General features: G+C 56.3%; 22 protein-coding genes and 1 pseudogene. 10 read left to right on the top strand and 13 right to left on the bottom strand.

Annotated features, from left to right (window positions below; genetic code table 11):
• Nucleotides 1–407: 407 nt before the first annotated feature.
• From PJU76_RS05970 to PJU76_RS05950, 5 genes and pseudogenes are all read right to left on the bottom strand, one after another.
• Nucleotides 408–572: pseudogene (locus tag PJU76_RS05970) on the bottom strand (helix-turn-helix domain-containing protein); the annotation flags it as partial.
• Nucleotides 573–606: 34 nt separating this feature from the next.
• Nucleotides 607–1,131 carry a GNAT family N-acetyltransferase gene (locus PJU76_RS05965; protein ID WP_271780878.1) on the bottom strand — a complete coding sequence of 175 codons (525 nt, stop codon included), beginning with the start codon at nt 1,129–1,131 and terminating at the stop codon, nt 607–609.
• Nucleotides 1,128–1,409: a type II toxin-antitoxin system TacA family antitoxin gene (locus PJU76_RS05960; RefSeq protein ID WP_215880197.1), complete on the bottom strand. Its 282-nt coding sequence runs from the start codon at nt 1,407–1,409 to the stop codon at nt 1,128–1,130. The genes PJU76_RS05965 and PJU76_RS05960 overlap by 4 nt, the downstream gene beginning before the upstream one ends.
• A gap of 213 nt (nt 1,410–1,622) precedes the next feature.
• Nucleotides 1,623–1,832, bottom strand: coding sequence for a type II toxin-antitoxin system RelE/ParE family toxin (locus PJU76_RS05955; protein WP_271780877.1), 210 nt, complete (start codon nt 1,830–1,832; stop codon nt 1,623–1,625).
• Nucleotides 1,829–2,098 (bottom strand): ribbon-helix-helix domain-containing protein, encoded by a 270-nt coding sequence (locus PJU76_RS05950; protein ID WP_215850516.1) that lies wholly within the window; start codon nt 2,096–2,098, stop codon nt 1,829–1,831. Before PJU76_RS05950 ends, PJU76_RS05955 begins: the two co-directional genes overlap by 4 nt.
• 284 nt (nt 2,099–2,382) lie before the next feature.
• On the opposite strand from PJU76_RS05950, the gene PJU76_RS05945 reads away from it, so the two are divergent.
• The 7 genes from PJU76_RS05945 to arsA all read left to right on the top strand — a co-directional run bounded on the left by PJU76_RS05945 (nt 2,383) and on the right by arsA (nt 7,428).
• Complete coding sequence (locus tag PJU76_RS05945; RefSeq protein ID WP_271780876.1) at nt 2,383–2,673, top strand: type II toxin-antitoxin system TacA family antitoxin; 291 nt, start codon at nt 2,383–2,385, stop codon at nt 2,671–2,673.
• A complete protein-coding gene (locus PJU76_RS05940; RefSeq protein WP_271780875.1) occupies nt 2,666–3,160 on the top strand; it encodes a GNAT family N-acetyltransferase in 495 nt (164 codons plus the stop codon). Before PJU76_RS05945 ends, PJU76_RS05940 begins: the two co-directional genes overlap by 8 nt.
• Nucleotides 3,161–3,303: 143 nt before the next feature.
• Complete coding sequence (locus PJU76_RS05935; RefSeq protein WP_271780874.1) at nt 3,304–4,287, top strand: protoglobin domain-containing protein; 984 nt, start codon at nt 3,304–3,306, stop codon at nt 4,285–4,287.
• Between the two features lie 112 nt (nt 4,288–4,399).
• Nucleotides 4,400–4,762, top strand: coding sequence for an ArsR/SmtB family transcription factor (locus PJU76_RS05930; RefSeq protein WP_215849508.1), 363 nt, complete (start codon nt 4,400–4,402; stop codon nt 4,760–4,762).
• The gene (locus tag PJU76_RS05925; protein ID WP_064218301.1) at nt 4,762–5,247 is read left to right on the top strand and encodes an arsenate reductase ArsC; all 486 of its coding nucleotides are present in this window, start codon (nt 4,762–4,764) and stop codon (nt 5,245–5,247) included. The genes PJU76_RS05930 and PJU76_RS05925 overlap by 1 nt, the downstream gene beginning before the upstream one ends.
• Before the next feature lie 38 nt (nt 5,248–5,285).
• On the top strand, nt 5,286–5,648 hold the full coding sequence (gene arsD, locus PJU76_RS05920) for an arsenite efflux transporter metallochaperone ArsD (protein ID WP_271780873.1): 363 nt from the start codon (nt 5,286–5,288) through the stop codon (nt 5,646–5,648).
• Nucleotides 5,629–7,428 carry an arsenical pump-driving ATPase gene (gene arsA / locus PJU76_RS05915; RefSeq protein WP_456298498.1) on the top strand — a complete coding sequence of 600 codons (1,800 nt, stop codon included), beginning with the start codon at nt 5,629–5,631 and terminating at the stop codon, nt 7,426–7,428. The genes arsD and arsA overlap by 20 nt, the downstream gene beginning before the upstream one ends.
• A 40-nt stretch (nt 7,429–7,468) precedes the next feature.
• On the opposite strand, the gene PJU76_RS05910 is transcribed toward arsA, so the two are convergent.
• Nucleotides 7,469–8,161, bottom strand: a complete 693-nt coding sequence (locus PJU76_RS05910) for an MIP/aquaporin family protein (RefSeq protein WP_271780872.1) — start codon at nt 8,159–8,161, stop codon at nt 7,469–7,471.
• 321 nt (nt 8,162–8,482) lie between these two features.
• Here PJU76_RS05910 and PJU76_RS05905 point away from each other — a divergent pair, with 321 nt between their 5' ends.
• From PJU76_RS05905 to PJU76_RS05895, 3 genes are all read left to right on the top strand, one after another.
• Nucleotides 8,483–9,199, top strand: a complete 717-nt coding sequence (locus PJU76_RS05905; RefSeq protein ID WP_271780871.1) for a cytochrome b/b6 domain-containing protein — start codon at nt 8,483–8,485, stop codon at nt 9,197–9,199.
• A gap of 86 nt (nt 9,200–9,285) precedes the next feature.
• Entirely contained in the window at nt 9,286–9,939 is a 654-nt protein-coding gene (locus tag PJU76_RS05900; protein ID WP_271780870.1) for a hypothetical protein, read from the top strand.
• Nucleotides 9,940–10,065: 126 nt separating this feature from the next.
• A complete protein-coding gene (locus PJU76_RS05895; protein WP_271780869.1) occupies nt 10,066–10,836 on the top strand; it encodes a hemerythrin domain-containing protein in 771 nt (256 codons plus the stop codon).
• A gap of 21 nt (nt 10,837–10,857) precedes the next feature.
• Here PJU76_RS05895 and pstA read toward each other — a convergent pair whose 3' ends face one another.
• The 7 genes from pstA to der form a co-directional block, all read right to left on the bottom strand.
• Nucleotides 10,858–11,769 carry a phosphate ABC transporter permease PstA gene (gene pstA / locus PJU76_RS05890; RefSeq protein ID WP_271780868.1) on the bottom strand — a complete coding sequence of 304 codons (912 nt, stop codon included), beginning with the start codon at nt 11,767–11,769 and terminating at the stop codon, nt 10,858–10,860.
• Nucleotides 11,769–12,725, bottom strand: coding sequence for a phosphate ABC transporter permease subunit PstC (gene pstC / locus PJU76_RS05885; protein WP_271780867.1), 957 nt, complete (start codon nt 12,723–12,725; stop codon nt 11,769–11,771). The genes pstA and pstC overlap by 1 nt, the downstream gene beginning before the upstream one ends.
• Before the next feature lie 122 nt (nt 12,726–12,847).
• On the bottom strand, nt 12,848–13,936 hold the full coding sequence (pstS, locus tag PJU76_RS05880) for a phosphate ABC transporter substrate-binding protein PstS (protein ID WP_271780866.1): 1,089 nt from the start codon (nt 13,934–13,936) through the stop codon (nt 12,848–12,850).
• 265 nt (nt 13,937–14,201) lie between these two features.
• Nucleotides 14,202–14,573, bottom strand: coding sequence for a DsrE family protein (locus PJU76_RS05875; RefSeq protein ID WP_064219674.1), 372 nt, complete (start codon nt 14,571–14,573; stop codon nt 14,202–14,204).
• 65 nt (nt 14,574–14,638) lie between these two features.
• Nucleotides 14,639–15,142 (bottom strand): SixA phosphatase family protein, encoded by a 504-nt coding sequence (locus tag PJU76_RS05870; protein ID WP_271780865.1) that lies wholly within the window; start codon nt 15,140–15,142, stop codon nt 14,639–14,641.
• Entirely contained in the window at nt 15,114–15,530 is a 417-nt protein-coding gene (locus tag PJU76_RS05865; protein ID WP_271780864.1) for a hypothetical protein, read from the bottom strand. The genes PJU76_RS05870 and PJU76_RS05865 overlap by 29 nt, the downstream gene beginning before the upstream one ends.
• Complete coding sequence (gene der / locus PJU76_RS05860; RefSeq protein WP_271780863.1) at nt 15,531–16,877, bottom strand: ribosome biogenesis GTPase Der; 1,347 nt, start codon at nt 16,875–16,877, stop codon at nt 15,531–15,533.
• Nucleotides 16,878–16,879 lie beyond the last annotated feature (2 nt).

The following is a 16,879-nucleotide window of genomic DNA, read 5'->3' as shown; positions in this document are numbered from 1 at the left end:
TAAGCATACCAGGTTTTTCCGTAGGTTGACGATGAACGGCCTTTAGGATGAATTCCGACAATGGCGCTGTTTTCCACTACAATACGATACCAGAGGTGGCGCGCAAGGAGTTCAGTTCATGGTAACCGGGAGAGATATCGGAGTATCCGGCACGTCGCTGCTGGTGCTACATGGCAAACACCATACTCACTTACGGGCCGAGGACCTGCGAAGATGTTAGGATGAAGACTACCCAGTATTTTCAAGCAATGCGGCTGCGCCCGGACAGGGCGGGCATTGATATGGACTTGTCGGAAATCCTATTTCAACATGGTTAGTTAATGATGATGGGACGGTTAGCATGGCGATCTTCTTTGGCGACCTGTCCGGTGAAGATGTGACCATCGGACACGTTTCTTTGACCGTACTCAGCTTGCGAGCGCCAGGTGCCCGACTGGCGCGGCCGCCGGTCGCACCTTGATCTCGATGTCGTAGCCGAGGCGATTCAGGCAATCCATCAGCTTGCATTCGGACAGGTTGGTGAAGTTGCCATGCATCATCCCTGACAGCTTCGGCTGCGGGATGCCCATGCGCTTGGCCGCCGCTACAAAAAACTTCTAAATCGGGCTAAAGCGATTGATGTCCGTTTTTCGGGACACGATTCACCGTTGCCAGCGGAAGGAACAGCGTCAGCGGCAAGCCAGATAGCGCAACGAACCCATGATGCCGATAGAAAGCTGCCGCCACCACTTCATCCTTGGCATCGACCATTAAGGCGTAGGCGGCAATCTCGGAACGGGTGGCTCGATCAAGAGCATCGGCTAGCAACGCCCCGCCGAGCCCTTGTCCCTTGAATGCCTGATCGACGGCCAGGCGGCCCATTCGTATCACTGGCACGGTCGGATATCGCGGCAACTTTTTGGCCGTCGTGGCCGGCAGGTCGGCCAAGAGTAGGCTCGCTGACGCTAAGGTGTAGTAGCCTGCGATGCGCTGCCCGCCAGCCAGCGCCATGAAACAGGCCGTCACGCGACGGCGAATATCTTGAGTAACCACCTCTCGCAAGTAGCGATCCAGCGGCTCCGAACCGCTGTTGAATGCGGTACGATCATGCGCGGCATCGAGCGGTGCAACCAGAAACGGCGCACGGCTCATTCAGCGCGCAGCAGCTTGCTGTGACGAGTGAAAGCGCGTTTTAAAGCCGGTGTCGGTTGCGGCGGCGACAGCAGAGCCTGCGCAAAGCACTCCTGATCGACCAACGTCAGACGAATGATTTCGGCTTGTTCGATAGCGCGTTGCGCGGCGTCTTGAACGGCGGCCACCACGAAATCGGTCATGGTGCGCCCCTGAAGCTCGGCGGCGCGCTTGAGCATCGAATGCAGATCGGTGCTGATCCGGGCTTCGAGACGGGCGGTGGAAAACGGTTGTGGCATGGGGTTACCCTCCTGACCACGATTATGCGGCAAATTGCCGTACATCACAACGCCCCTTGACAACCCGATTTCCGCTCTCTGAGGCGGTCTTCTCAAGGTGGTCATGTAGCATCAATTACCATAATGTTGCAGGATTAGACGTAGGCATCGAGCATCGGAATGAACTGCTCTATGCTGGTGTTTCGCCAGTCCCTGCGGTAGAACCATCCCGTCTTAAGCCTCCCAAAGAAGCCTTCGCAAGCCGGGCCTCACGTCATCGCGTCTGGTGCCGCGAAGGGGAAACGTGCGCAGACTGTCGCAGTAGCTCACGATGGCTTCGGTGTATTGCGCAGCAATATCGGGCGATGCCGCCTCGGCGATATAGCGGTAAAGCTCGGCAAGTTGCTCTTGGGCTTCCGGGCTGAATACGACGCGATAGCTCATCGCGTCTTGGCGTGTTCGGCGGCCAAGCGGGCACGCACCTGGTCAACGCTGACGGCGCGGGATGGATCAGCCTTTAAGGCGTCATAAGCGGGACCGGCTTGGTTGTATAGCCAGTTTTCCACTGCGCGATCCCGCGCCATCAGCGCCCGCAGTCCGTCCCGGATCACTTCACTCTCACTGGCGTACTCGCCAGAGCGTACCTTGTTCTTCACCACGTCTGCCATGTCGTTGGGCAGGGTAATGCTCATTTGCTGAGTGGTTCGCATGACTGACTCCATTTCATTATAATGGGATTAAATCCTACTCGTTTGGGCGAGCAGTAGTCCAGCTTTCTCGAAACTCACCGTTCTGCGCAACCTGAACCGAGCCCCGCGAGCAGGAGCGAGCGTAATCCTTCTACCGTGTGATTGGCGAGATGGTCACGATTTTGGCCGTGCGTCACCAAAGGGAAGGGGCCTGAAGCTGAATCGGCCCTCGAAACCCGCCTAGACGGCGCTCGTCATTTGTACTAACGTTGTTACTGCTCATTTTTCATGCTGGGGATGCTTCCATGACGACGAAGGTGGTTTCTTCTGCTCATCGTTCCGCCCGTCTGGGGCTGCGCGCCACGCCGGAACAAGAGGCCATGTTGCGTCGCGCTGCAGATGTGGCGCACAAATCTCTGACCGATTTCGTCTTAGACAGCGCCTGCCTTTCCGCTGAGCAGACCTTGCTCGACCAGCGGTTGTTCATGGTGACTGGCCGACAATATCAGAACCTGCTGGATTTATTGGAACAGCCGGAACAGGTCAACGAGGGCCTACGGGATCTGTTCTCCCGCAAGGCGCCGTGGGATGTATAATGCGCCCGTCCCGCTGGGGCCTCAGCACAAGCTCGATGATTTCGATTGCGGCAAACTGGCCCTCAACAACTGGTTGATTCACCACGCGCACATGGCTGCGGGGAGCGGTTCGGCCAAGACATTCTTCGTTGCGGATGATGGTTTGGTGGTGGGCTACTTCAGTCTCACGGTTGGCCAAGTGGACACGTTGGATGCGCCAGTGCGTATTCGTCAAGGCATGGGGCGCTATCCGTTGCCTGTGGTCATTTTGGCGAGGCTGGCCGTATCACAACAGGAGCAAGGGCGAGGCATCGGTTTTGGTCTGCTGCAGGACGCCATTCGGCGCACATTGCTGATCGCCGAGCAGGCGGGTATCCGGGCGATTTTGACCCACCCCATTGACGAGGAAGCGTCTGGTTTCTATCTGCGTTTCGGGTTCGTCCCATCACTGCTGCAAGACCAGCAATTACTGCTGCTTCTCAAAGATGCGCGACGCTGGGTTACTTGACGACTACAATACGATACTAGGGGTGGCGCGCAAGGAGTTCAGTTCATGGTGACTGAGGGAGATATCGGAGTATCCGGCACGTCGCTGCTGGTGCTGGCCGAAAGGCGGGGAAACCGGTTGGAAGCACCCGCAGGCGACTCAAGATGATGGACCCTTACGATCATGTTGATGTCTGGCTCAACGCCGTGCAGGACCTGCTGGGTTTCTACAGCGAGGCGGTGGTCGCGAACTTTTACGATACCCTGATGCGTGCCGAGGCTTCGGCGCAGATCCTGAATTTCCTTTCCGATGCCGAAATGACCCATCTCAAGGCCTGTCAGGTGCGTTACCTGACGCGGATTCTTTCACCGGGCCTCAGCCAGGAACAGCATATGTCCATGGCGAGAGAGGCCGGCTTGCACCACACCTGGGTTGGTTTGCCTGCGGACGTCCTGGCCCAATCCTTTCAGGTCTATCGCGCTGTGCTGGAAGACGCCATTTATTCCGATTTGACCAACAGCGCCACGTTGCAGTCCATCATCATGGAGCGCCTCAGCAATGATCTCTCATGGCAACTCATGGCCTATACCGAGACCGAAAATGAACGGGCGAATATCCTTGAACATATTAGACAGATCATTTCCACAACCATTAATCGAGAGGACATCATACGGGAAACACTACAGCGTATTGTCAAAGTCCCAGGGATCGCCGGCGTCGAAATCATTAGTGTTGGAGAAAAGTACGGTCTGCATTGTGAATCGGGTTTCGGCCTTACGTTGCACGCAGGTCAGTCCCAAGAAATTATGGAGTGGTGTGCTACCAACCCAAAGAATTTATTATTGCAGGCTTGGCTTGACGAAAAACCAATTCATATCAATAGCATTCAGAAGGAGTTGGCGCCAGAGGCGTGGGCCAAAGCCCAAGCCATCGGCCTACGTTCCATGGCAATACATCCTATCCTGAGCACTACCGGAGCTCCGCAAATGCTCATGGCCTTATACAGCCCGTGGCCGGGATATTTTCATCCGCTCCGGCAACAGAGCTTTTGGGTATCTCTCGAACAACACTTGGGCGATCGCCTGGAGATGTTGAAACATGGTTCAGTTATCCGTCCCGCTCCTTCCGGCAGTTTGCGGGATCCCTGAATATAGACTGCGTGGCGGTCTTTCCTTTGGGAGTTCTGCCTGAGTGTTTCCCCCTGTCTTGACGATCCTCAGGAATACATCAATACTACAAAAAACATACAGGAGTTGGATAATGGAAATGCGCCAAGATCACGTCATCCGTCTGCTTGAAGCCTTGGCGTCGCCCGTCCGACTGGATATTTATCGCCTGCTGGTGGAGCACGAACCCGACGGCCTCGTTGCCGGGGACATCGCCGTACGGCTCGATATTCCCGGTAATAGCATCTCTTTTCATCTCAAGACCCTGCAATATGCCGGCTTGGTAAGCGGCCATCGGGAAGGCCGCTACCAACGCTACCGGGCCTGCCTGATGGCGGCAGAGGGGCTCATTGCCTATCTCACGGACAACTGTTGCGGACATCGGCCGGAACTATGCGCTCCGTGCGTGACCACCGACGTAAAACCTTCCCTTTCCTGCGCAGCGTCGAGGACCTAATGAAAACCCTGAATATCCTGTTTTTGTGCACTGGCAATTCCTGCCGTTCCATCCTTGCCGAAGCCACGTTCAACGCCCTCACGGGTCCGCACATGCATGCCATGAGCGCCGGGAGTCACCCGACGGGGTTTGTGCATCCCCGCTCGCTCGCCCTGCTCCAGCGCGCGGGGATCCCCACGGCGGGTCTGTACAGCAAATCCTGGGATGACCTGCCGGGAACACCGGACATCGTCATCACCGTCTGCGCCAGTGCCGCCGGTGAGACTTGCCCCGCCTATTTCGGTCCGGCGATCCGCGCCCATTGGGGCGTGGACGATCCCGCCAAGGCGACGGGTAGTGAGGCGGAGATCGAGGCGGCCTTCACCACCGCCTACCAGATCCTGCGTCGTCGGATCGAAGCCTTTCTGGCCCTGCCCTGGACCCGGTGGGAAGAAGGTGGCGACGTGGCCCTGCAAGCCGAACTGGCGCGCATCGGTGAACAGTAACTTTTCAGACGGCATCCATCCTTTCAGGAGACTTTATCATGACCAAAATCCGTGTGTACGATCCCGCTATGTGCTGCAGCACGGGCGTATGCGGTCCGACCGTGGATCCTGCGCTGGTACGCTTTTCCGCTGATGCGGACTGGGCGAAAGGCCAGGAAATCGATCTGCTACGCTACAACCTCGGTCAGGAACCCATGGCCTTTGTCAACAATTCGGTGGTGAAACAGTTTTTGGATCGCTCTGGCGCCGAGGCATTGCCGCTGATTTTGGTGGAAGGGGAGATCGCCCTGGCCGGGCGCTATCCGACCCGTGAGGAACTGGTCCGCTGGGCCGGGTTGGCGGCGGCGCCGGCCATGAAAAGCCCTGCTGGCGGCTGTTGCGGTGGCAGCGGCAGCTGCTGAACGGTCCATCGTTATGCTTTTCCTGAAAAACCCGCCCACCTTTCTGTTTTTCACTGGCAAGGGTGGCGTTGGCAAAACGTCGCTGTCCTGTGCCACGGCCATCCGTCTGGTTCGCTTGGGCAAGAAGGTCTTGCTGGTGAGCACCGACCCGGCGTCCAACGTCGGTCAGGTATTCAGTCAGGAAATCGGCAATAAAATCACCGCCATTTCCACGGTACCAGGGCTATTCGCCCTGGAAATCGATCCGCAACAGGCGGCGCAACAGTACCGGGAGCGCATCATTGGCCCGGTGCGCGGCGCGCTGCCGGAGGCCGTGGTCAGTGGCATCGAAGAACAGCTCTCCGGAGCCTGCACCACCGAAATCGCGGCCTTCGACAAATTCACCGCTTTGCTGACCGATGCGACGCTGACGGCTGACTACGCTCACATCCTCTTCGATACGGCGCCGACCGGCCATACCATCCGTCTGTTGCAATTGTCCGGCGCGTGGAGCGGCTTTATCGAGAAAAATCCGGAAGGCGCGTCGTGCCTTGGTCCCCTGGCGGGCCTGGAAAAGCAACGCCAGCGTTATGCCGAAGCGGTCAAGGCGCTGTCCGATCCCGCGCGCACGCGCCTGATACTGGTCGCCCGCGCGCAGAAAACCACGCTGGCCGAGGTCGCACGCACCCACCAGGAACTGGCCGCCACCGGCCTGACCAGGCAGAACCTGGTCATCAACGGTGTGCTGCCGGCAGAGGAGGCCGCCTACGACGCGCTGGCCGCTGCCATACGTCACCGCGAACAGGCGGCCATAGCGGGCATGCCCGCCGCGCTGCGCAACCTGCCTGTCGATCAATTGCCGCTCAAGGCATTCAATATGCTCGGCGTCGAGGCGCTGTGCAGCCTGCTCTCTGATCAAGACGAGAGCGCCCCCGCCGCTAACGGTACGCCCCCCGCCAAATGCGCGGACCTTCCGCAGTTGTCGGCGCTGGTGGAAGCGATCGCGGGAAGGGGGCACGGCCTGATCATGATGATGGGCAAGGGAGGTGTCGGCAAAACCACCCTGGCGGCCGCGGTGGCGGTGGCGCTGGCCGAACGTGGCCTGCCCGTTCACCTGACCACCTCCGACCCCGCCGCACATCTGTCCGACACGTTGGCCGGTTCGTTGCGCCATCTGGAAGTCAGCCGTATCGACCCGGAGGTCGAGACCGAGCGTTATCGCCGGCATGTGCTGGACGCCAAAGGCCAGGACCTGGATGCCGAAGGCCGTGCCATGCTGGAAGAAGACTTGCGCTCGCCCTGCACGGAAGAAATCGCGGTGTTCCAGGCGTTCTCGCGCGTCCTCCGTGAGGCCGACAAGCAATTCGTGGTGATGGACACCGCACCAACCGGGCATACCCTGCTGCTGCTGGACGCCACCGGGGCCTATCATCGCGAAGTGACCCGCCATGGCGTCGATCCGCAGGTTCATTACACGACGCCGATGATGCAGTTGCAGGACCCGGAACGGACGCAAGTGCTGATCGTGACCCTGCCGGAACCCACCCCGGTCCTGGAGGCCGCGCAGTTGCAGGAAGACCTGCGTCGCGCAGGCATCGAACCGTGGGCCTGGGTCATCAACAGCAGCCTGGCTGCCGCGCCCACTGCGTCACCGCTGCTGAAGCAGCGCGCCGCGCTGGAGGTGGCCCAGATCGAGGCGGTTCGCACCCACTACGCCAAACGCATCGCCCTGGTACCCATGCAGACGGAGGAGCCGGTGGGTATAGACCAGTTGCGCTCGCTGCTGAATCCGGCACCGTGACCATCGCCCTGGGCGTGTGCCGGACTATTTAGGCTTGAAACTATTCCACGTCGCTTTGTTCAAGTGCTTCTCTAAAATGCATGTCGGCCTTGCCTTCCTGCATAAATTTGTAAAGAAAACCTGCGACCAATCCTCCTAAAGGTGTCGCAATGAGATAAACCCATATATGCGGGTAGTAATCACCGGCTACGGCAGGTCCTAACGTCCGCGCCGGATTGACACTGGCACCGGTTAGTGGACCCATGAATGTGACGATCATGACCAAGGTAAAGCCTATTGCCAATGGCGCGGCATTACCCGCACGATCGCTCATGGCCGTATACAGGGCGGTGGTAGTTAAAAAGAACGTCCCCAACGCCTCCAGAATGAACCCATCCGGGACCGAGATAAGGTCGGTGTTTATGGTAGTGGCGCCCAAGTGCCCCACTTGCCCGTGTAGTACAGCAAGAAGGGCAAAGCCGGCAGCAATTCCGCCAAAGACCTGAGCGATCATATACATTCCCGCATCACGCCAACTGATCTTGCCTGCTATAGCGCCTCCCAGAGTGACAGCAGGGTTCACAATGCCGCCACTAATATCTCCGAACACGTAAGCCGCAATCATGATGGCCAGACCATTGGCCAGAGCAATATCTATAAGCGGCTTACCCATAGCCGCAGCACCACCGCCAAAGAAGATAAGTCCAAAAGTACCGATGAATTCTGCCATCATTTTTCGTGTTATCTGGTGCATAGATGATTCTCCATAGGTATAAGATGCTGATTCATAGGGCTGGGAGTGTTCCCCATTCAGGACACAAGGCGCCATTGAAAATGAGAAACGATATCATTGTTACAATTACCTAGTTACGGACTGGCTATCGATATCTAGTCGTTCAACACATAGAACAGGTCTATGACATCGATTGTTTTAGAAGGTTCCCAGATGTTTCCGAAAAAATAGGGTGCGACAATTTGCCGCAGTGTATGCCTAAGTAACGTTTGATATGGTAGCGTTCAAAGCCGGAGCGGGATATCGGGCAATGTGCTAAAAAGGGCATGGGAGGTAAGTTTAATGGCAAATGCAACATGTAATAAAGGTGTTGTATCAGTAAAAATATGGGACCCATTTTTGCGTGTTCTACATTGGTGGCTGGTCATTACCCTGATGGCGCAATTCGCCACCGGGACAATTTTTTTTGTTTGGGGTGACGAACTGTCCAATGCCATGATGTTTGGTGTAAATGTACCCCATTTTTATATAGGATACGCATTTGCCACTGCTCTGGCGCTACGGATCGTCCTGCTCTTTGTGGGGCCACAGACGTCACGCTGGCGAGATCTGCTGCCTCTTACCCCAAATCAACGGCGCGACTGGCAGAAAACTTTCCTCTATTACATAACCCTGTTTCGCCGCCCATGCCCGCCGAGCCTTGGACACAACGCTTTTGCTGGACCCGTCTACATTGTTTTCTTTATTGTTGCTGTAGCACAGGTCGCCATAGGTATTTTTTTATCGTTTATGCCAGGCGGCGCAACGCAGATGAATTCTCCATGGATGACGGTTCATGAATATTTATTCTTTGCATTGATAGCTTTTGTTGTTGTTCATCTGACGGCTGTTGTTGCGCGCGAAATAAATAGCCGGAACAACATAGCATCAGCCATGATTCATGGATATAAGGAATTTACAGAAGCGGAATATAAAGAGCTTACATTAAATCATGATGGAAATTACCCTTCGTCATTTACGGCAGGTGACATACCCCATGCACACACTGATAACGGTTGAAATGTAAAATGTGTACCACTTATTCACGCATATCAGAAAATTTATACCATGTTATCAAACGTCGGCTCCAGATATTGGCATCTATTATGATAATATCCCTATTTTCAGGAGTTGCTTTTGCGACCACCGCACAGGTGGGCGAATGGTCAATCACGGGATTGACGCCAGGGGTGGCACGGATGGTTGGCAACACGAAATTCTCAAGTGATGCGAACAAGGTCACTATAGAAAACTCTGTAAATGCCGCTGCTGCTCTCGATGGGTACTCAGATGCACACCTGGGCGCGTGGGAAGGAAAAACGATTCACTCTAGCCTGCAAACCATTTCGGAGTACAACAAGGCCGGATATCGATTGTTAGAATATAATGGACTGATTCTATTTTTCTTTATAGCTTTTTTCGCAGCCACCGATGCACTGCTGACCATATCCGGCAAAAGCCAGAGAAAAAACCGAAGCATGACTTCTATTCTGCATGGCGCAAGAATCTTGGCTGTGATGCTTTCATGCGCACTCATTGTGGCAGGGTATTTTCATGTTATGGACTCGATAAACTGCTCACAGTGTTCAGTGGAAGTGAGTCACCGGATACCTCTTCTTTTGTGGTCACCCATGCTTGGAATATTGTTGATATCACTAATAGCTTTTTATACGTCAGAGACGTACCGCAAAAAGCATGACAACGGCAGCAATATAGGATACACATCGCCAACGCCGCGATCTGTTTGCTCTGATGGGTGATGGGCGCTTATTTGCGAGACGGCCAGTGTGTGGCATACTCCGTTGACATTAATGGGCACTCATATTTGATTCTCCGGCTCCCCGCCCCCAGTCTTGGAGACCGGCGTCAATCAAGGACTCCATCTCATGTCAATGCAGCAAAGCATATCTCCCGCACGCACCAACCCTACCGAGAACCTCATCGACGTGCGCGGCATGTCCAACGCGGTGGCCCAGCCTTTGATCTACGCCGCCACGATCCGGCTGGCGATTGGCCAGCGTGTGCAGGTGTTGGCGGACAGCGACCCCGGTGCCATGATGCGGGCGGTGGCCTTTCAGTTGCGCAATGCCATCTCCTGGCGTTTTGAGACCGACGGCAAGGTCTGGCAGATAAACATACAACCCCGTGCCGAAGCGGAAGCCAAGGACGTGGTGGATCTGCTGACTTGGGACCATTACCGTCTGGATCGCCAGTTCGCGGACATCTTGGCCGCCGCCAACGAAAAGCGAATCGCGGATGCCGAAAGCATCTTCAGCGACTACTGGATCGGTCTCCGCCGCCATGTCCACCTGGAAAACAATGTCCTCGGCCCGACCTTGGGTGGTGGCGAGGAAAAAGGTCCGCTTGCTGACATGCTCTTTGAGCACGACAGCATCATCGTGCAATCTCGACTGGTGGAAGAAACGCTGCTGGAAAAGGATTATGACCTGTTGCCCGCCATCTGCGCGGTGCTTTCCGGCTCACTCGCCAAGCACGAAAATCGCGAGGAAACCACCCTCTTCCCCATTTGGCAAAGCACCGACAACAGCGACCGGGGCCGCGCCGCCGAGTTTCTGGCCCGCGCTAAAGAGTTGCTGGCGGGGGCGGAGGACCAGCAAATCGACAAGGAGTTTTCTCCCAGTCTCAGGCCAGACTAATACAGACGCCGCGCGAGAAGTTTAGCCCTGATAAGCACCCATGCGGCGCTGTCCGCGCACCAGTAACCAGCGACCAATCAGGATCAGAATTAACACGCCCGTGGTGATCAGGAAAGCCGCGGCAAATGCGATCCTGTGGGATTCAGCGAAAGGTTCGTTGATGAAGGTCCAGACGACGTAAGTCAGATAGCCGATAGGTTCTTTGGTAAACTGGCCATTCCACATGTAATTGGACCAGCCCGCTGTATATAACAGAGGAGCAGTCTCGCCCATGGACAGGGCGACGGCATAGAAAAGCCCCGTCATGATCGCCGGCGCGGCGCCAGGCAACAGAATACTCAGTACGACGCGCCCCTCCCCTGCACCCAGCCCATAACCGGCTTCGCGCACCGCCAGAGGAATATTGGCGAGCGCCAGTTCCGTGGAGCGGGCAATGTAGGGCAGCAGCATGACTGTCAGGGTGATGATGCCCGCGGCCACAGAGAACTGCCAACCCAGGTAAATGACCATGGTGATATAGCCGACATAGCCGAGCACGATGGACGGTATGCCAACCAGCACGTCCGAGAGAAAGCGCAGCACTTTTCCGGCGCCACCCCGACCATGCTCACTCAGGTAGATCCCTGCAGAAATACCAATCGGCGCCGCCAGGAGCAACGCCCCGACAGACATGACAAAGGTTCCTTCGATGGCGTTTTTAAGACCGCCGCCAATTCCGCTGGTAACGTCCGTTAGCAGTTTTGGCGTCAACGCGGGCCATGCGTGGATAATTACGTCCCCGATAATGGAAACAAACATCGTCGCGACAAAAAGAAAAGATAATACCACGAACATCCAGGCGAATGCCGTCGTCACGCGCCGTGATAAAGATACCTTGAAGCCTTTCGCGCTGGATCTGACAACGATGTTGCGCTCAATCGCCTTGGTTGCCATCAGCGCACCCTCGCCATCCACAACAATAAACGCGCCGCAAAATTCACCACCACGGTAATGAGCAGCAGCACGAGGGCCACTTCAGAAAGGGCCTCCACGGCCATGTTCGTAGGGTCCTGCAGCGCGCTGTCCAGTTGCGAGGCAATAAACGCGGCCATGGTGGAGATCGGCGCGTAAATATTATCAGGCAGATAATTCAGTGCGTTGCCACTAACCATGAGGACAGCCATGGTTTCCCCCAGGGCTCGGCCCAGGGCGAGAATACCCACGCCGATCAACACCGTCTTCAGTTTGGGCAGGGTGATATGCCAGAAGACCTCCAGGCGATTTAAGCCCAGGCTCAGGCCTGCTTCTTTCAATTCAGGTTCGGTCATCCGGATGGATTCGCGCAGGGTGGCGGAAATCAAGGGAATGATCATCACCGCCAGCACAAAAGCCGAGGTGAGCAGCCCATAACCGCTGCCTGGGTCACCGTTCAGGAAGGGAACAAAAGAAAACGTCTTGGCCATGAAGGGGAAAATTGTCTGGCCAAAAAGTGGTACGAGCAGCGCGTACCCCCACAATCCGTAAACGACGCTGGGGATCGCCGCCAGTAAATCGACAAAAAGAGACAGGGGCCCAGCCCAGGATTTACGCACGCCTTCACTCAAAAAGTATGCCGCACCAATGGCGATAGGCATCGCGATCAACATGGCGAGCGCGGAACTCACGATGGTACCGACGACCAGAAACCAGATGCCGTACTTCGCTCCTGGCATGACCTGCGTGCCATGTAGCGTAACCGGATTACCATAAAGATTTCCCAGGTTCCAGTCATTGGTCCACAAAAAATAGAATTGATTAAACTGAATGGCAGGCCAGGAATAAATAGCCAAAAATACAATCAATGAAATTAAGGAAAGCGGCAAAAAGCTGGCCGTAGAGATCAGAGCAACTCTGAACACGGGAATTTTCATTCAACGAATCTCCCGGCACTTAGAGTATCTGAATGGTCGGCATCAATGATCATAAAAATATACAGACAAGCCTGGCATAGGATATGGAAGAGCCGGGGACTAGCCCCAGCTCGGCACGACGTTTACTTAATTTCCGCAATCTGCTTGCGGGACAGCTTCACCGCACTATCAGGCAGCGGCACAAAGTTCACCGCGTCGATGAAGTGTGGCGCATTACCGCCCTTCGGATCAAGAGCCCAATTCAGGAACTTGCGCATGGCCGCAGCGACTTCCGCGTTGGGCTGCGTCTTGCTGACGATGGCATATTCGTAGTTGATGATGGGGTAGGAGTTGGCACCCGGCGCATAGACCAGGCTGATGCGCTCGTCAGCCGGGGTCTTGCTGACCATTTCACCCGCCGCGGCCTTGGCATTCGCCACGGTCGGCAGCACGAACCTGCCAGCGCGGTTTTTCAACATGGCCATCCCCAGATGGGCTTCTTCCACCGGCTTCTTCCAGCTGATGCCGATATAGGCGATGCCGTAAGGTGTCGTCTTCAGGGCCTGTACCATACCGGGGTTACCTTCCGCACCGATGCCACCAGGAACTGCCGGCCAGCTCACCGTCGTGCTGTAACCGATGTTCTTGCTCCATTCCGGCGAGGTGTCGGCCAGATAGGTGGTGAAGATGAAGGTATCGCCGGAACCATCGGTACGATGCACGGGAATAATCTTATGGTTGGGCAGCTTCATGCCAGGATTCAGCTTGGCAATGGCCGCGTCATCCCAGTTGGTGATCTTGCCGGAGTAGATGCCGGCGAGCACCGGACCGGACAGCTTCAGATGCACATTGTTCAGACCGGGAACGTTGTAGTTGATCATCTGGATGGAGATGGCCAGCGGGATGTTCAGGATATTGGCGTGCTGCTTGACCTGCGCATCGCTCATGTAGGCGTCGGAAGCACCGATCTGGGCCACGCCAGAGATCGCTTCAGCGATGCCGGTGCCGCTGCCTGTGCCCTGGGTGGTGATCTGAACGCCGGGGTTCATCTTGGTGTACACAGGAACCCATAGGTTGAAGAGCGGGTACAGCAAAGTGGAGCCGGTTTCCAGCAGCGAGATGGTCGGAGCCGCCGAAGCAGGCAGGGCATACAGGGCGGAAAGGCCCAACGCGGACAGGACTACAGCGCCTTTGACACTACGCGACACTTCTTTTTTCAAGCGATACAGCATATAAGGCCTCCAAAAATGGCAAATACGTCGAGTTACGGCTTACCCATTGAACATCTCGCATCCCGATAGCACAAAAACGCTATCGTCAGCAAAACTCGAAAAGCAATTTAACATAGCAATATGACGTTTTAATGAAGTATTTGTGACATTTTTGTGACAACAAGGATGTCGACGGCATACGACCGCGCTCCATCTGCGATGGATATAAGCAAAGCCCGTCAACAGATCGGGCTCCAAGGTGCTTAACCGTAATGATCCATTCCGGCTACCAAGTCAGAATCCGTCCCGCGGCGGCCAGAGACGGCAAGGCGGCGCTCGGATTTATCAAGGGAACGGGCTTGCCCAGGTCATCTTTGGTCATGCCGTTGAGTTCCAGGGACTGCAGGCAACCGATGATCTGCACACCGTTGTCTTCGGCCAATTTCATGAAGTCGGCGATATTCTTGCCACCGGCCATCGGAAATATGGTCTCGGCCTTGCCCTTGGCCAGCAATTCCGTGGCCGGACCGGTGAAATACATCACCACTTTTTGCTCCGCCGCAGCAGCCGTAGCGGCGAGAAAAAAGGCGGAAGGTAAACGCTTGGGATTTTCCGGACCGGTGATAAGGATGATAACGAGATCGGCTGCCTCAGACATTTTACACCTCCTGATGAACGGTTGATCGGACGGACGCAAGACCGCGTTGCCCGGAACTGCGCACATTATAGCGCAGGCCACCCCTGATGCCGAATCTGTCCCAGCCGCGCCAGGGCCGCTGGCTGTGCATACCAAAGCAATTGCCCGCCCGTACCGGCGGAATCCAAAGCGATTGCTATGACGCTGGCTTTTTTGACCGGGAGAGATATACCCATCAACTGGGCTCCCCAGACTCCGAGGTGCGGCTGATGGCCCACTACAATCAGGGTATTGGTCTGCGGGGAAAGGCTTTGCCAGTCATGGCGAAGCTGGCCGAGGTCGCCTGCCGGTATGGCGTCAGGATAGTTCGACACCGCCACTCCCAAAGCCTTCCCAATATATGCGGCTGTCTCCCTGGTGCGCAGCAGAGGGCTGCTCCACAACACCGCCGGTTTATGGACGCAGAGCGTTAGTCCCTCTGCCATTTCCGCCGCGCTCACATGGCCGTGCGCGGTCAACTGACGGTCAAAGTCAGATCCACTATCACCTGCATCTTCTGCCTCAGCGTGGCGGACGAGCAATAGGTCCACGACGAATCACCTCCTGACCAAACCAGAAACGCGTGCCGGCGGCGGGCAAAAAACGGGCAAGGATGGTGACCATCGCAATGCCGATGAGCGCCGTCATCCATTCGTCCACCCGTACCTTCGTGCCGGGCCCAGTCCCAATAAAGATTTCCAGCCCTGCGAGTATCGCACCGAGGAAAATGGTGACCGGTCGCCAACCATAAGACGTCAGTGCCGGCAAAAAGCGGGCAATGGCACCCAGCGCTGTGGCGGCCCACAGCGCATACTCGCCAGCATACACCCATACCATCTGCGGATTAACCGGCAAGTAGCGATTAATTATCAAGGTCGCGATATAAATGCACACCGTTACGAGCGCCCAACGCCACCAACCAGGGATGCGTCCCGTCATTCAGTGTTTCTCTTTTTTCGGCTGCGGGTCATAGGGATTTTCTCCCTGACGGAAGACCAGACGCAAGGGTACGGCTTCCAAATGGAGCGCGCGCCGAAAGGCGCTCTCCAAATAACGCTTGTAGGTGCCGGGCAAACGCGCCACCTGGTTACCGTGAAACACCAGGGTGATGGGGTTTTCTCCGCCCTGATGACAATAACGCAGCTTGATACGTCGCCCGCCTACCATGGGTGGTTGATGTGTCTCGATCACGTCGGCCAGAGCGCGGTTGAGCTCGCCCGTGGAGAAATGGCGACGGGAATCGATCCATAGCTGATCGATGCTTTTATAGAGATCACCCACACCCGTGCCATGCAGGGCGGAAATGGTGTAGATCGGTGCGTATTTAATGAAGTCCAGCCGCCTTTCCAGTTCTTGCTTTACCGCCTTGCGCTGTTCGGGATTCATCCCGTCCCATTTGTTGACTACCACTACAATGGGACGCCCCAATTCGACCGCCACCCCTACCAGATGGGCGTCCTGCTCGGCGATACCCAAACGCGCATCGAGCACCAGCAGGACCACGTCCGCTTCACGCAGAGCACTCAGCGTCTTCAGCACACTGAGCTTTTCGAGTCCCTCGCCCACTCTGGCACGACGCCGCATACCCGCGGTATCAATCATGACGTAGGGCTTGCCCTGGCGCTCGTAAGGAATGCGGATGCTATCCCTGGTGGTTCCCGGCTCGTCAAAAACGAGGACGCGCTTTTCACCCAGCATCGCGTTGACCAGTGTCGACTTGCCCACGTTGGGCCGACCGAGCATGGCTATACGCGGCCCCTTCCCCGCCGCTGCGACGGCTTCATCCTCAGGGCTGGGCAAGTCCGAAAAAATCGCCTCCAGCAGCGGTTCAACGCCGTGCCCATGGGCTGCAGAAATGGTGTATGGTATGCCCAAACCTAGACGATGAAATTCAGGCAACTCGCTCACCGCGCCCTTCGCATCCATCTTGTTCACGACCAGATAGATGGGTTTGCCACTGCGGCGCAGTTCCTCGGCAATTTCTGCATCTTGGGCAGAAAGCCCTTCCTTGGCATCCACCAGAAAGCAAACCGCATCGGCCTCGGTGATGGCGAGGCGCGTCTGTACCGCCATAGCCGCCACCAGACCTCCCCGTTCCTCCGGCTCGAAACCGCCGGTATCCACCACCAGATACCGGCGCCCTTCAAACTGCGCCGTACCATAATGGCGATCACGGGTGAGCCCTGGGAAATCCGCCACCAACGCCTCACGGGTACGCGTCAGGCGATTGAAAAAGGTGGATTTACCTACATTGGGGCGCCCTACCAGGGCGATAATCGCGGTCATGA

The sequence above is a fragment of the Acidithiobacillus ferriphilus genome, assembly GCF_028215975.1.
GTDB lineage: Bacteria > Pseudomonadota > Gammaproteobacteria > Acidithiobacillales > Acidithiobacillaceae > Acidithiobacillus > Acidithiobacillus ferriphilus.
This window is presented reverse-complemented; position numbering and strand designations above follow the sequence as displayed.